Below are 13686 nucleotides of genomic sequence, written 5' to 3'. Positions count from 1 at the left end.
CGGAGTTCGAATGATTGCCGCCGTTCCGGCAGCTTGTGCGCCGTCCGGCGTCGGGGTCGGGTTGCGCCATGCGCACTACGCCGATTTTCTTACCTCGCCACCTGTGGTCGACTGGGTCGAGGTACACAGCGAAAATTATTTCGGCGAGGGCGGTTACGACCTGCACGTGCTCGACAGCGTGCGGCGGGATCTGCCGGTCAGCCTGCACGGCGTCGGCCTCGGGCTCGGCTCGGCCACGCCGCTCGATGCGGGGCATCTAGGCAAGCTGAAGCGACTGGTCGAGCGCATCGAACCGGAGGTCGTCTCCGAGCACCTGTGCTGGTCTGCCACTGCCGCCGGCCATCTGAACGACCTGTTGCCGATGCCACTGACCGACGCAGCGCTCGATCAGCTGTGCGCGCGCGTCGGCGAAGTGCAGGAGGTGCTCAGGCGGCCGATTCTGCTCGAAAATGTTTCCACCTGGCTACGGTTCGACGGCGACCGCTATGGTGAGACAGCCTTTCTCGCCGAACTCGCGCGCCGCACTGGATGTGGCGTGCTGCTCGACGTCAACAACCTGTACGTGAACCAGTGCAATCACGGCGAGGACGCGATCGCGGCGATGAACGAGCTGGCACCCGGCGTGGTCGGCGAGATTCATCTGGCCGGCCATCGTGTCACAGAAACCGCCGTCATCGACGATCATGGCTCACGCGTCGCGCCGGCTGTCTGGCACCTCTATGAATATGCGCTGCGCCGCTTCGGCGACGTGCCGACGTTGATCGAATGGGACACGGCAATTCCGCCGTTGAGCGTGCTGATCGATGAAGCCCGGCTCGCGCGCGATTTGCAGAGCAGAGTCTACCCGTGCAGACGGCCGGGAGGGAACGCGACTGATGACTGTGCAGTTTGAATCGGTCCACCAAATCTTCGCGACGACGCTCGACGATCCGCGGTGCGAGCCGTCACTGCTCGCACTCGCCAAGCCGTTATCGCCGGTCTCCGGCGCCACAGCCGCACAGCCCGCCGAAGGTGCGGTAGGTAAATCGCCGCCTCCCGTAGCCGCCGGTTCCGATGAGATCCTGCGCCAGCGCATCGGCCTGTACCGCGGCAACGTCCGCGCCCACTGGCGCGCGGCGCTCGCGAACGCGTATCCCGTGCTGCTCGCGCTGGGCGGCGACGCGTGGTTCGATGCACTGTCGCTTGCGTATGCGCGTGAGCATCCGTCACGCAGCGGCGATCTCAATCGCTTTGGCGATAGGTTGCCGGCCTTTGTCGGCGAGTATGAGCGCGACTCGCGCTTTCGATACTTTGTGGACGTCGCCCGCCTCGAATGGGCGCTGCACGACGCTTCTTTCGCAGCCGATGTCACGCCTTTCACGCCGCATCAATGGCTCGAACTAGCCGATGAGCGCCTGCTCGACGCGCGGCTCACTGTGCATCCGGCATGCGTGGCCATTGCATCGGACTACGCGATTGCCGACGTCTGGTTCGCGCATCAGTCAGGCGGAGTCTTCCCGCAGCGGCTCGACGGACCTGCATGGGCGCTCGTCGTGCGTCCCCTGTGGCAACCCACGGTGCTCGTCCACTCAGAGGCCGCGCATACGGCCTTCATCGCACTACAACGAGGACGCACGCTGGCAGAAGCGCTCGACGCTGCGTTTGCGATCAATCCGCAATTCGACTTCGCGACTCAATGGCGCGCGTGGATAGCGGCATCGGCGGTTACCGGCGCGTCCGCAGGCACGGCATCTCGGCCGGCCTGATGGGCGTTCGCGTGACGGCTGGCTGATTGTCGCTGCGTCTATGCGTGGAGCGCCTGTGCACCCATGCATTGATATTGATGCGTCAGGCACGAACGACAGCCGGAATAATTCAGCAGCGCTCCATTGATGTTAGGATTTGGCGGTTCCTGCCGCACTCCCCCGCGGCTGCGAATGCGGGACTTCGAACGTGTTGTCGTTGCGGTGAATTTTCTCTGGAGATTCTCACATGGACAGACGTGACGCACTATTCGGTACCGGGCTGCTGGCGCTTTCCGCACTGGCCACGATGGAACGGGTCTCGGCCCAGGAAAGCGCTCCCGCGGAAACCTCTCACCTGCACCATGGCGGTCACTACCAGGCGCTTGCCGATTCGGCGGGCGTGTGCGTATCGAAGGGACAAGCCTGTGTAAGCCACTGCATCCGTCTTCTGGGCAGCGGGAACCAGGACCTGGCCGCCTGCGCAACCAGCGTGTCGCAAATGCTTTCCCTTTGCACGGCGATGCAACAGCTTGCCAACCAGAACTCGGCCCATGTTCCGGCGCTTGCCAGGGTCGCACTGGATGCATGCAGCGATTGCGCGGCGGAGTGCGCTAAGCATGCGGACCAGCATGAGCCGTGCAAAGCATGCATGGAATCATGCCGCGCGTGCGCCAAAGAGTGCCGGGCGGCGCTGGCGACCTGATAGCGGCAACGTATTCGCCCCGCTATCGCCGAAACACTTCTACGGGGCCGGGCGAAGGCTATGCACTTATTCAGATTAGGGGAGCGGCGTCTCGCCACATTTCAATTAACCGGTGCGCTAAATTGCCGCTATACGATGGGGGAAGCTCACGATAGGCGACAGATTTGGTGCGCTCCGCCACCTACTCATCGCGCGGCTTGTTGCAGACTGGCCGCGCTCGACCAGCCGCCGGTGACGAGCGGCGACGGGTCGGCCATTCCTCTGCCAATTTTTTAACGTCTCGCTGATTCGCCATGCTCAACCGCCACCGTCAAAAGATCGGCGCCTGGCTCGGGATGCTTGCCATCCTGCTGAGCGTAGTCGCGCCGACGGTGTCCCAGGTGCTGCGCAGCGCTTATGGCGGCGTCGAGCAGCATGCGCATCATTTACATCACCATCATCCGGTCGCCGAGGTTGCGTTAGATGCCCATGCCGGGCACCACCATGGCGTCGATTCGTCGTTGCTTTGCGATGCGTGCCCGTATTGCGGGCTGATCGCGCACTCGCCGGTCTTGCCTAGCGTGGCCGTTGCATCGAGCGTCGCGCCGCTGCGCCCCTTCTTTCCTCCCCCGCTCGTCGCTGCTGCGTTCCGCCCGTACACGGTGCTGACGCCGGCTCTGCCGCGCGCTCCTCCCGCCTGGTCCTGACCTTCGCTGAGGTTTTCTTGCGGTGTCGATGACCGACGTCGCAGGTCGTCGCGTGTCTATCGCGGCTGCATCGCTCAATAATTCAAAATCGGGACCTTATTATGCGAACCACTCTCAAACGGGCCGCCGTTGCATTGTGCGCGCTCGCGTCAACCCTTGCGTCATTCGAAGCCGCCGCTCACGCGGTGGTCGGCGACCGCGTCTTTCCGGCGACGATGGCCGTCGACGATCCCGGCGTCGGCGATGAGTTCAACCTGCAGTACAGCCACATCAAGACGCCTGACAGCAATGGCAACGACATGAACGTCAACTCGGTGTCGTACGAGTGGGACAAGCTGATCACGAAGAATCTCGCGTTCAGCATCGCGAGCAATTACACGAGCCAGAACTCGCCGGACGGCAGCGCGAAGGGCTGGGATAATTTCACGCTCGGCGCGAAATATCTCGTCTACGCGAATGCGAAGCATGAATTCATGGCGTCGGTCGGGCTTCTTGCAACCCTCGGCGGCACCGGCTCGAAAGCGATCGCGAACGCCTTTTCGACGTTCACGCCGACCGTCTATTTCGGCAAGGGCTTCGGCGACCTGCCCGCGTCGCTCGGCTACCTGAGGCCGTTCGCGATCACCGGCACGATCGGTCCGAACCTCACGACCGCTTCGTCGGATACGGGGCCGAACTCGCTCGGCTGGGGCTTGACGCTGCAGTACAGCATTCCGTACCTACAGCAGCAGGTGAAGGATCTCGGGCTGCCCCAGCCGTTCAGCAACCTGATTCCGGTCGTCGAATTCCCGATGAGCACCTGCACGGCTGGCGCGTGCTCCGGACAGACAACGGGCACGATCAACCCCGGCGTACTCTGGATCAATCGCTACGGGCAGTTCGGCGTCGAAGCGCAGATTCCCGTCAATAGCAGGACCGGCGCACACACGGGCGTCTTGGTGCAAGCCCATATCTACTTCGACGACATCTTCCCGAATTCGATCGGCAAGCCGCTGTTCTGACCTGAGAGGAGTCCTTTCATGAAACTGCACACGGTGAAGTGACCATGGAGCCGCTCGTCGCCGCGCAGATCGCTGTGGCAGCCATGCAGAATATGCTGTTCGCGACGGCGGCCGGCTCGCTCGCGTGCGCCGTGATGGGGACGCGAAGCGGCATGGGCACGCCGGCCACGTTGCGCGGTTGGCAGGCGGGTCTCGCGCTCGCCTTGACGCTCACGGCCCTCGCGTACCTCTGGCTGCAGGCAGCCGTGATGAGCGGCACGCCGCTTGCCGAGGCAGGCTCTGCGGTCACCGCCGTGCTCAAGGAGTCGCACTACGGCGTCGCGTGGTCGGTCGGGTTCATCGGCGCGCTGCTGGCGACGCTGAGCCGCCTCCTCGAGCGGCGCGGCCTGCCGCTGTTCGCCGTGGGCCTCCTCGCTTGGGCGGCCGGCAAGGCGGCAGCCAGCCACGCGGCTGATTCGGGCGACTTCTCGGCGCGAGAAGCTATCCATGTCGTGCATCTGTGCGCGACGGCGCTATGGGCCGGCAGCGTGATCGTCGCGGCAGCGACGCTGCGTTGGTCCGCGCCGAAGGCTCAAGTAGCGGCCGAGCAAAGGGTGGCTTTCTGCACGGAGCTGTCGCATCTGGCAACAGCCGCACTTCTGATCGTTCTGATCACCGGCTTCTATAACGTGATGCAGGACACCGCGCAGGCAAGCGGGCCGCTCTTCGGCACGGCCTGGGGCTGGATACTCGCGGCGAAGCTCGTGTGCGTCGCCTCGGCGGTGGCATTGGGCGGCTGGAACCGTGTGGTGGTCCTGCCCGCTCTACACGCTCAAGCTCATCAGGACGGCCCGGCTCTCATGGCCGCGCAAGGCCGCTTCAACGCTTGGCTGTCCGTTGAAGCGCTCGTCATGTTGGCCGTTCTCGCGATCGCGGCCGTGTTGGGACATACGTCTCCGACGGGCGGCTGACGAGGCCTGCCTTTGGGCGGCCGAGGTGAGCAATGAAGCGGCGGCATCGTCAAGAAGTCAACACCGGCTTACTGCTGGCGCATCAATTCGTGAAGCCGCCATCGGTCAGAATCGTGCGACCCGTGACCCAGCGCATGTCATCCGACGCCAGCGACGCGATTACCCCCGCGATATCCTCCGGCTCGGCGAGCCGCTGCAACGGCGTCTGCGACGCGAGAACCGCACGTACGTCATCGGGAATGCCAGCCGTCATGTCGGTACGCGTAACGAACGGCGCCACCGCATTGACGCGGATATTGCGCGGCCCGAGTTCGATCGCGAAGGCACGCGTGAGCGTATCGACCGCGGCCTTGCTGGCCGAATACACGCCGTTCTGTGCTTGCGGCGCGCGCGCCAGATTCGACGAAACGTTGATGATGCTGCCGCCGTTCGCGCTGAAATGAGGAGCAAATGCCTGAGTCATCAGCAGCACGCTCAGCACGTTGTTGTTGAACTGCTCGGCGAAGAATGCCGCATCGAGGTCGGCGATCGCGCGCTCCCCATAGACCCCGGCGTTGTTGACCAGCACGTCGACGCGGCCGAAGCGTTCGGCAACTGCATCGGCCAGCGAGCGGACCGACTCGCTGTCTGTCACATCGGCCTGGAATGCCTCGGCTCGACCGCCCGCAGCGGCGATTTCAGCGACGACGGCGGCTGCCGCCTCACGCTGCACCCTGAACACGACAGCCACGGCCGCCCCTTTTGCTGCGAGCGCTTTCGCAGTTGCACGCCCAATGCCGCGCGACGCCCCCGAAACCACGGCCACTTTCTGCTGCAAGTCCATCGTCGACTCCCATCGATAGCGAGCGAGCCACCGAGCCCACTCCATGGGTGTCGAATCTACTGAGGCACTTACTGACCGTCGAGCGGGCGTAGCGCAACGCGGCGTGCTGAAAATGGAACGACAACAGCGCGATACGCAATGTCACGCATCGTAGAGCGTCATTGCGCTTCGTCAGAGGCAGGCCACCGTGCGTGCAGGAAGTCGAGCAACACGCGCGCGGCCTTGGCCATCCCGCGCCGCGACGGATACATCGCGTAGATCGTGGCGCCCTGTGAACGAATGCCGTCGAGCACCCTCACGAGTTGACCTTCCGCCACTGCGTCGGCGCAAATATGGTTGGGCAGCTGCGCAAAGCCTGCACCGGCGATCGCCAACTCACGGATCGCGATCAGATTGTCGACCGCGATGACAGGCGTAATGCGTCTATCGATCGCCTCCCCCTGCTCGCCAATAAATTGCCATGGCCGCGGTGACACCAGCGTGCCTTGTGCGAGGCACGGCAAATCGTTCAGCGCATCGAGCGATGCAGGTGGTCCGTATGCAGCGATCAACGACGGGTGGCCATAGACTGCGGAACCCGTTTGCGCAATCGGCCTGGCAATCACGTCTTCCGATGCAAGCGGACTCACCGCCGCGCGAATCACGATATCGATTCGCTCCTCGACCAGATCGACGAAGCGATTGGACAGTGTCAACTGCACTTGCACGCGCGGATGGGCACGCGCGAATTCGGCAAGCATGGGCGCTAGTATGGTCTCGCCGATCAGCAGCGACGAGTTCAGATGCACGACGCCAGAGGGCTCGTCACGCATGTCGCTTGCGAGCAAGCCGATCTCTTTGACTTTCGCCAGCGCCTCGCGTGCGTGCGCAACCACTTCTTCCCCAAACGCGGTCAGGCCGAATGCATGCGCGGACCGATGCAGGAGCCGCACGCCGAGCGACGATTCAAGCATCGCGACACGTCGCGACAGACGGGATTTGGTGATGCCCGTGCTGCGTTCGGCAGCGCTGAAGCCGCCTGCGTCGACTACCTGAACGAACAGGAAGAGATCGTCGAGATGTTCCATGGGTGAATCTTCTTCTCTTCTATATGAAGGGCGGCGTTGAACGGGCGGCTAGGCGTTGGAGTTGGAATTGGCTTCCGACTCTGCTCAATGCGCCCAATAGCGGAGGGACCGCGAACGTGCATTCGCGCAACAGCATATCTGGGTTCTGGGCTTACGACCGAGGTTTTAGTTTTATCGTGGATCGACCGGGATTCGGAAAATGTTCGCCTGAAGCGACTTAAATCGCTGACGTGAAAGAGAAATGCAGCGTCCCGGGACAGGCCCGGGACGGACTGGACTCGATCGGTACGATGCCCGCTGCCGCATCGTCGATTTGCGACGGCGGGCGCCAAACGCTCTCGCGTTATTGCACCTGGCTGCGCAGCGTCTTCGCGGCCGCGACCATGTTCGTCAGCGCCGGAATCACTTCGGCCCATTGGCGCGTCTTCAGCCCGCAGTCCGGGTTCACCCACAGACGCCCTGCCGGGATCCGCTCCGCCGCCTTCTTCATCAGGCCGACGATGTGCTCCTGCGTCGGGATGTTCGGCGAGTGGATGTCGTACACGCCAGGCCCGATTTCATTCGGATACTTGAAATCGTCGAATGCGTCGAGCAGCTCCATGTCCGAACGCGACGTCTCGATCGTGATCACGTCGGCGTCCATGTCGGCGATCGACGCGATGATGTCGTTGAACTCCGAGTAGCACATGTGCGTGTGGATCTGCGTGTCGTCCTGCACGCCGTTCGCGGTAATGCGGAACGACTCGACCGCCCACTTCAGATACGCGCCCCATTGCGAGCGGCGCAGCGGCAGCCCTTCGCGCAGTGCGGCCTCGTCGATCTGGATCACGCGCACGCCGGCCTTCTCGAGGTCGAGCACTTCCTGGCGAATCGCGAGCGCGAGTTGGTAGCACGACACCGAGCGCGGCTGGTCGTCACGGACGAAGGACCAGTTCAGGATCGTCACGGGGCCGGTCAGCATCCCCTTCATCGGCTTGTTCGTGAGCGACTGCGCGTACGTGATCCACTCGACCGTCATCGCCTTCGGACGGCTGATGTCGCCGAACAGGATCGGCGGCTTCACGCAGCGCGAACCGTACGACTGGACCCAGCCGAACTGGCTGAATGCGTAGCCGTCCAGCTGCTCGCCGAAGTATTCGACCATGTCGTTGCGCTCGGCTTCGCCGTGCACGAGCACGTCGAGCTCCAGCGCTTCCTGCTCGCGGACGCTGCGTTCGATTTCAGCCTGCATCGCGGCGCGGTAGCCTGCTTCGCCCAGTGCACCCGCCTTGAACTGGCTGCGTGCCTGGCGGATTTCGCCGGTTTGCGGGAACGAGCCGATCGTCGTCGTCGGGAACGCCGGCAGGCTCAAGCGTGCCGACTGCTTCGGCGCGCGCTGCGGATACGGGCTGATGCGGTTGCCAAGCTGCGCGTCGATGCGCTCCATCGCGGCCTTCACCGTCGGGTTGTTCACGCGCGGCGAGCGACGGCGCGATTCGATCGCGGCGGCATTCGCGGCGAACGCGTCGACCACCTTGTCGCGGCCCTCGTTCAGCGCCATGGCGAGCACCTTCAGTTCATCGAGCTTCTGGAGCGCGAATGCCAGCCACGAACGGATCTGAGCGTCGAGCTTCTCTTCGCTCGCGAGATCGACCGGCACGTGCAACAGCGAGCACGACGGCGCAAGCCACAGGCGTTCGCCCAGTTGCTTCGCGAGCGGCTCGAGCCAGTCGAGCGTTGCGTTCAGGTCCGTCTTCCAGATGTTGCGGCCGTTGATCGCACCGACCGACAGCACGCGGTCGACCGGCAATTCGTGAACCAGCGCGACGACCTCTTCGCGTGCGTTGATCGCATCGATGTGCAGGCCATCGACCTGCAGCGAAGCGGCGAGCGTCAGGTTGTCCTGAAGCTGACCGAAGTACGTCGCAAGCAGCAGCTTGATGCGCCGCGTTTCCAGCGCCGCATAGGCGGTCCGGAACGCTTGCCGCCATTCGGCGTCGAGTTCGGTAACGAGAATCGGCTCGTCGATCTGCACCCACTCGACGCCCTGCGCGGTAAGCGTGTCGAGCAGCGCGCCGTATACGGGCAACAGCTTCGGCAGCAGTGCGAGGCGGTCCGAGTCGTCCTTCGACTTGCCGAGCCACAGATACGTGACCGGGCCGATGATCACCGGCTTCGCCTTCACACCCTGTGCCTGCGCTTCAGCCAGTTGCTGGAGCAGGCGCGATGGGTCGAGCGAGAAGTTGGTATCGGCGTGAAATTCCGGGACGATGTAGTGGTAGTTCGTGTCGAACCACTTCGTCATTTCACCGGCCGCGACGCCACCGCAGCACGTTGCGTGCTCCTCCGCCGACTGAGTCGAGCGGCCGCGCGCCACGCGGAAGTAGTTATCGAGCGCATCGCCATGGAAGCCTTGCACACGCTTTGGCAAGTTGCCGAGCGTGAAGCTCATGTCGAGCACGTGGTCGTAGAACGCGAAGTCGCCGATCGGCGCAAGCCCCAGTTCGCGCTGGTCGTTCCAATGACGCTGGCGCAGCTCCGCACCGAGCGCCTTCAGTTCGTCGCGCGACGATTCGCCTTTCCAGTAGCGTTCGAGACCGAACTTGAGTTCGCGCTTGGCACCAATGCGCGGGAAACCGAGATTGTGTGTCGTAACCATGGGTTGCCGTCCAGGAGAAATGGTGAGATCCGGCAGCCATGATAGGGATTTCAAACAATGAAATAAAATGGCATTATTTCATTCATCCATTAAATCTGTTCATGTATAGGTTGAGTGAGCGATAGTCATGCTGGAACGATTCCATCTCGTCGTCATCCGTGAAGTCGAGCGCCAGGGTTCGCTGACCGCGGCCGCCAACGCACTCCATCTCACGCAGTCGGCGCTCAGCCATACCGTCCGGAAAATCGAGCAGCAGCTCGGCACGCCGATCTGGAATCGGGAGGGACGCGGCCTGCGGCTCACGCAGGGTGGGCAGTATCTGCTGAGGCTGGCGAACCGGCTGCTGCCGCAGTTCGAGCTGGCCGAGGAGCGGATGAAGCAGTACGCGAAAGGCGAGCGCGGCACGCTGCGCATCGGAATGGAATGCCACCCGTGCTATCAATGGCTGCTGAAGGTGGTGTCGCCCTATCTGTCGCGCTGGCCCGACGTCGACGTAGACGTGAAGCAGCGCTTCCAGTTCGGCGGCATCGGCGCGCTGTTCGGCTACGACATCGACGTGCTCGTGACACCCGATCCGCTGAAGAAGCCGGGGCTGCGCTTCGATCCCGTGTTCGACTATGAGCAGGTGCTGGTCGTCGCGGACGCGCACCGGCTCGCGCATGTCGATTACGTGACACCCGAGCAGCTCATCGATGAAATCCTGATCACCTATCCTGTCGAAACCGACCGGCTCGACATCTACAACCAGTTCCTGACGCCAGCCGGCATCGTGCCGAGACGGCACAAGTCGATCGAGACGACCGACATCATGCTTCAGATGGTGGCGAGCGGGCGCGGCGTGGCCGCGCTGCCGAGATGGCTCGCCGACGAATATGCGGACAGGATGCCGGTCGTGGCGATCAAGCTCGGCAAGAAAGGCATCGCGAAGCAGATCTTCCTCGGCATCCGCGAGGCGGATGCGTCGATCGACTACCTGGCCGCATTCGTCGACCTCGCCCGCGAATCGACGTGGAGCGCGCCCCGGATGTTTCGGTAGGCGCGTCCGGCAGGAACGTGCGTCAGGCGTACGCCGCGACGCGTTCGCTGCGTTCGACCCACGCGCCAAACAGCAAGCCGATCGTCGTCCACATGATCACCTGCATGCCGATCGCGGCGACGCGGAACTTCCACAGCACCACGGACGGGAAGGCGGCAGGCACCTCGTTGATCGACGGCAACCCGAGCTGCACGGCCGCGATGATCGCGACGAACACGAGCCCCGCGACGATCGACGCGTTCCATTGACCGAGCTTCGCCAGCAGATGACGGCGCACGCTGATGGAGAAGACCATCGTCGCGATCGAGATCACGATCATCAGGAAGAACAGGCCTGTGCGATAGCCGATCGTGTCCGGATTGCCGACCGACGGCGGGTTGGCCGGGTATTTGATGTTTGGCACGATCACCAGCGCAATGAACGCCGCCAGCGCGAGCCAGGCCGCAAGCGGCCGCGCCGAGAGGCGGCCCACACGCCCGTATGCGTAGGCGAACGTCAGCGCGAACAGCCCACCAAACGCCGCGCCGTATGTGACGACGCCCGTCAACAGACCGATGCCGGCCTGCGTATGACGGCTGACCAGTTCGGGGTCCGGCGCCTCGCCTTTGGCGGCGTCGAGCTTTTCTTCGAAGGAGATCGCCTGATCGACTTGCGGTTCGCCGACCAGCTTGGCGAAACTGAACGTGAGGAGACCTGCGGCGATGCCTGCGAGCATCCCGCGCACGAGCAACTTTCCAATCATCACGTTCTCCCTGTCAGTGGCAGGGAAAGCCGAGGAGGTGCCGGCCGTCATGCACGAATTCGTGGACGTACATGCCGGGGATGATCGACGTCGCACCTTCCTCTGCGCCGACGAAATAGATCGCCATCAACAGGATCAGGCCGACGAACACGGCCCAGGGCAAAAGTTCTCGCACGGGGATAGGGGCCGGCGCGATGACGGGCTTCAGGACTGCTTCGTTCATGATGTAACCTCCGGGGGGACCGCGCCCCGATCAATGGTTGTTGGGGGAGACGACGGCAGGTCTGGCTTCCGGGATCGGAGATCACCGGTTACAGTGGCGCGACCGCGCCGGTCTTGCACCGGCTTCCGCACATCGTGTGCGGAGGATTGTACGCGTGATTATTCGAGTATTGAAAACAGATCACATGGACCGTTCGGGCTTTTGCCAGATGGACCGCATGGAGGCTTGAGCGTGCATGCTTCGCTTTATCTGATCGCACACGCCCCTACCCATGCGATGCGCGCCGGACAATTCCCGGATGACGACCCGCTAGACGCGCGCGGCCTGGCTGAGGCCACCGCTGTTCGCGATCAATGGCCGGTAGTGGCCTTAGTGCTATCCAGTCCGGCGCGCTGCGCGCTGCAAACCGCCGCCGTCTTGGGACTACATGCCCGCGTCGAAGAGGCGCTCCGCGATGTCGACTATGGGAGCTGGCGCGGAAAATCGCTTGCCGAGTTGGCCCGCGAGATGCCGGAGGCGCTCAATGCCTGGATAGTCGATCCGCGCGCGTCGTCGCACGGCGGTGAATCACACGCGGATGTATTGGAACGGGTCGGTACTTGGTTGGGCCAGCTGCAGCGCCAGGTTCAGGGGAATATCCTGGCGATCACCCACGCTGCGATCGTTAGGGCCGCGCTCGCACACGCCCTTGGCTCGGGACCACAGGCCATGGCCAGAATCGAAATTGCCCCGCTGTCACTGGTCGAGCTCAGATCGACGCACGACGGCTGGAAGTGGATAGCGCGATCCTACGAACACGGCGACACGATGAATAGACTCAGCCGCTAACGGTCTCCCGCACACGCGAGTCCGCCATCAATCTTTCAATGGTGCGGACGGCATGCCTCAATCCGTCCTCCCCCGCCATCTTCGCGCCTATTGCAGTCGAGCGAGCTCTTACCTCTTCACGATCGGCGAATGCGATAGCCCGCGCCAGATCCTCGCTCCTAATTCGCTTGCCAAGCACGGGCTTCCCCGCCACCCCCAAACGCTCGAGCCGATTCGCCCAAAAGAACTGATCTCCGGCGAACGGGACGACAACCGACGGTACACCGGCTCGTGTGGCCGAATGCGTCGTTCCTGAACCGCCATGGTGGATGACCATCGACGTCCGAGGGAACAGCCAGTGATGAGACGTCTCGCCGACGACGAAGAAGTTCTCGGGTAGCACGGACGCATCCACGCCGCTCCATCCGGGATAGAACAGCGCACGACGTCCGGCGACGGCCGTAATGAGCGTCTTCACCAACTGGCTCCGGTCAAAGCCGGCCATGCTCCCGAACCCGATATAAATCGGCGGCTCCCCCTCTGCCAGGAAAGCCTCGAGCTCGGGCGGAGGCGTCCATTCCGTATTGGCGATGCTCCATTGACCGCATACGTAGGCATGGGTCGGCCAGTCATGCGGCCGAGCCAATAAGGTGGGCGACACGCCATACAGCATCGGATGGTCGGTCCACACACTTCGTCGAGCAGGCAACCCGCAGATACTCGCTCTCGCTGCATTGGTGGTCTTGCGGAACGCCTGCCACAACGCACCGTTCACAAGACGATGGCTGAATCGATTGAGCCAGCGCGGAATCTTGTCGGGAGGAAGGAACGGCGAGGGAAAGTCGGCGGTCGGCGTGATCGGAAACAGGCCTGTGCCGATCGCTCTGATGCCGCGATATTCGGCCACCGACAGCCCGACGAAGGCTGCCAGCCCCGAGGCGATGATGGCATCGCACCCTTCCGAGGCGTCGACCACTTCCCGCATCCAGGCTACGGCGTGGGTATTGGCTATTTGCGCCAGCGCCTTTGCCGTACTGTTGAATCCACTCGCTTGGTTCACTACGGTCGAAAGGCCTTCGCCCGGCATGAGCGCGCCTCGAATATCGCCTGATAGTGGTGCCGAAGGGACGCCCAGCGCCGTGGCAGAACCCAACGTCCCGCTATCCGCCAAGAGCGTCGGAGCGTGACCGGCATTCATGAGTGCTCGACAGAGCGCCGCAAGCGGGCGCGTGTCGCCTTCGGTTCCGTAAGTCACGACAGCAATCTTCATCGCTCGATCCTTGGGC

General features: G+C 63.3%; 14 protein-coding genes. 8 read left to right on the top strand and 6 right to left on the bottom strand.

Translation table 11 applies throughout. The features are described 5' to 3' along the window. Window positions 1–10: 10 nt before the first annotated feature. The 6 genes from bufB (at window position 11) to D7S89_RS23400 (ending at window position 5064) form a co-directional block, all read left to right on the top strand. Entirely contained in the window at window positions 11–892 is an 882-nt protein-coding gene (gene bufB, locus D7S89_RS23425) for an MNIO family bufferin maturase (protein ID WP_121281257.1), read from the top strand. After that, on the top strand, window positions 876–1745 hold the full coding sequence (locus D7S89_RS23420; RefSeq protein WP_121281256.1) for an HvfC/BufC N-terminal domain-containing protein: 870 nt from the start codon (window positions 876–878) through the stop codon (window positions 1743–1745). The genes bufB and D7S89_RS23420 overlap by 17 nt, the downstream gene beginning before the upstream one ends. 226 nt (window positions 1746–1971) lie before the next feature. Beyond that, on the top strand, window positions 1972–2427 hold the full coding sequence (locus D7S89_RS23415; protein ID WP_121281255.1) for a four-helix bundle copper-binding protein: 456 nt from the start codon (window positions 1972–1974) through the stop codon (window positions 2425–2427). A gap of 293 nt (window positions 2428–2720) precedes the next feature. Next, window positions 2721–3113 carry a DUF2946 domain-containing protein gene (locus D7S89_RS23410; RefSeq protein ID WP_121281254.1) on the top strand — a complete coding sequence of 131 codons (393 nt, stop codon included), beginning with the start codon at window positions 2721–2723 and terminating at the stop codon, window positions 3111–3113. 101 nt (window positions 3114–3214) lie between these two features. Further along, on the top strand, window positions 3215–4114 hold the full coding sequence (locus tag D7S89_RS23405) for a transporter family protein (RefSeq protein ID WP_245983190.1): 900 nt from the start codon (window positions 3215–3217) through the stop codon (window positions 4112–4114). Between the two features lie 44 nt (window positions 4115–4158). Continuing rightward, a complete protein-coding gene (locus D7S89_RS23400; protein ID WP_121281253.1) occupies window positions 4159–5064 on the top strand; it encodes a CopD family protein in 906 nt (301 codons plus the stop codon). Between the two features lie 82 nt (window positions 5065–5146). Here the strand turns inward: D7S89_RS23400 and D7S89_RS23395 are convergent, their stop codons facing one another. From D7S89_RS23395 to metE, 3 genes are all read right to left on the bottom strand, one after another. Then, window positions 5147–5887, bottom strand: a complete 741-nt coding sequence (locus D7S89_RS23395; protein WP_121281252.1) for an SDR family NAD(P)-dependent oxidoreductase — start codon at window positions 5885–5887, stop codon at window positions 5147–5149. 158 nt (window positions 5888–6045) lie between these two features. Beyond that, complete coding sequence (locus tag D7S89_RS23390) at window positions 6046–6954, bottom strand: LysR family transcriptional regulator (protein ID WP_121281251.1); 909 nt, start codon at window positions 6952–6954, stop codon at window positions 6046–6048. A gap of 343 nt (window positions 6955–7297) precedes the next feature. Next, window positions 7298–9592 (bottom strand): 5-methyltetrahydropteroyltriglutamate--homocysteine S-methyltransferase, encoded by a 2295-nt coding sequence (gene metE, locus D7S89_RS23385; protein ID WP_121281250.1) that lies wholly within the window; start codon window positions 9590–9592, stop codon window positions 7298–7300. Window positions 9593–9719: 127 nt separating this feature from the next. Between metE and D7S89_RS23380 the strand changes: the two genes are divergently transcribed. Then, a complete protein-coding gene (locus tag D7S89_RS23380; RefSeq protein WP_121281249.1) occupies window positions 9720–10628 on the top strand; it encodes a LysR family transcriptional regulator in 909 nt (302 codons plus the stop codon). Between the two features lie 22 nt (window positions 10629–10650). On the opposite strand, the gene D7S89_RS23375 is transcribed toward D7S89_RS23380, so the two are convergent. Next, the gene (locus tag D7S89_RS23375; RefSeq protein ID WP_121281248.1) at window positions 10651–11370 is read right to left on the bottom strand and encodes a CbtA family protein; all 720 of its coding nucleotides are present in this window, start codon (window positions 11368–11370) and stop codon (window positions 10651–10653) included. 13 nt (window positions 11371–11383) lie between these two features. After that, window positions 11384–11593 (bottom strand): CbtB domain-containing protein, encoded by a 210-nt coding sequence (locus D7S89_RS23370; protein ID WP_121281247.1) that lies wholly within the window; start codon window positions 11591–11593, stop codon window positions 11384–11386. 225 nt (window positions 11594–11818) lie between these two features. Between D7S89_RS23370 and D7S89_RS23365 the strand changes: the two genes are divergently transcribed. Next, a complete protein-coding gene (locus D7S89_RS23365; protein ID WP_121281246.1) occupies window positions 11819–12421 on the top strand; it encodes a histidine phosphatase family protein in 603 nt (200 codons plus the stop codon). Here the strand turns inward: D7S89_RS23365 and D7S89_RS23360 are convergent. Then, entirely contained in the window at window positions 12411–13670 is a 1260-nt protein-coding gene (locus D7S89_RS23360) for a glycosyltransferase (protein WP_121281245.1), read from the bottom strand. The two genes, D7S89_RS23365 and D7S89_RS23360, sit on opposite strands and share 11 nt — an antisense overlap. Window positions 13671–13686 lie beyond the last annotated feature (16 nt).

Origin of the sequence: Trinickia fusca, assembly GCF_003628145.1 — a bacterium.
Lineage (GTDB): Bacteria > Pseudomonadota > Gammaproteobacteria > Burkholderiales > Burkholderiaceae > Trinickia > Trinickia fusca.
Note: the sequence above shows the minus strand (reverse complement) of the source record. Positions and strands in the feature narration are given on the sequence as shown.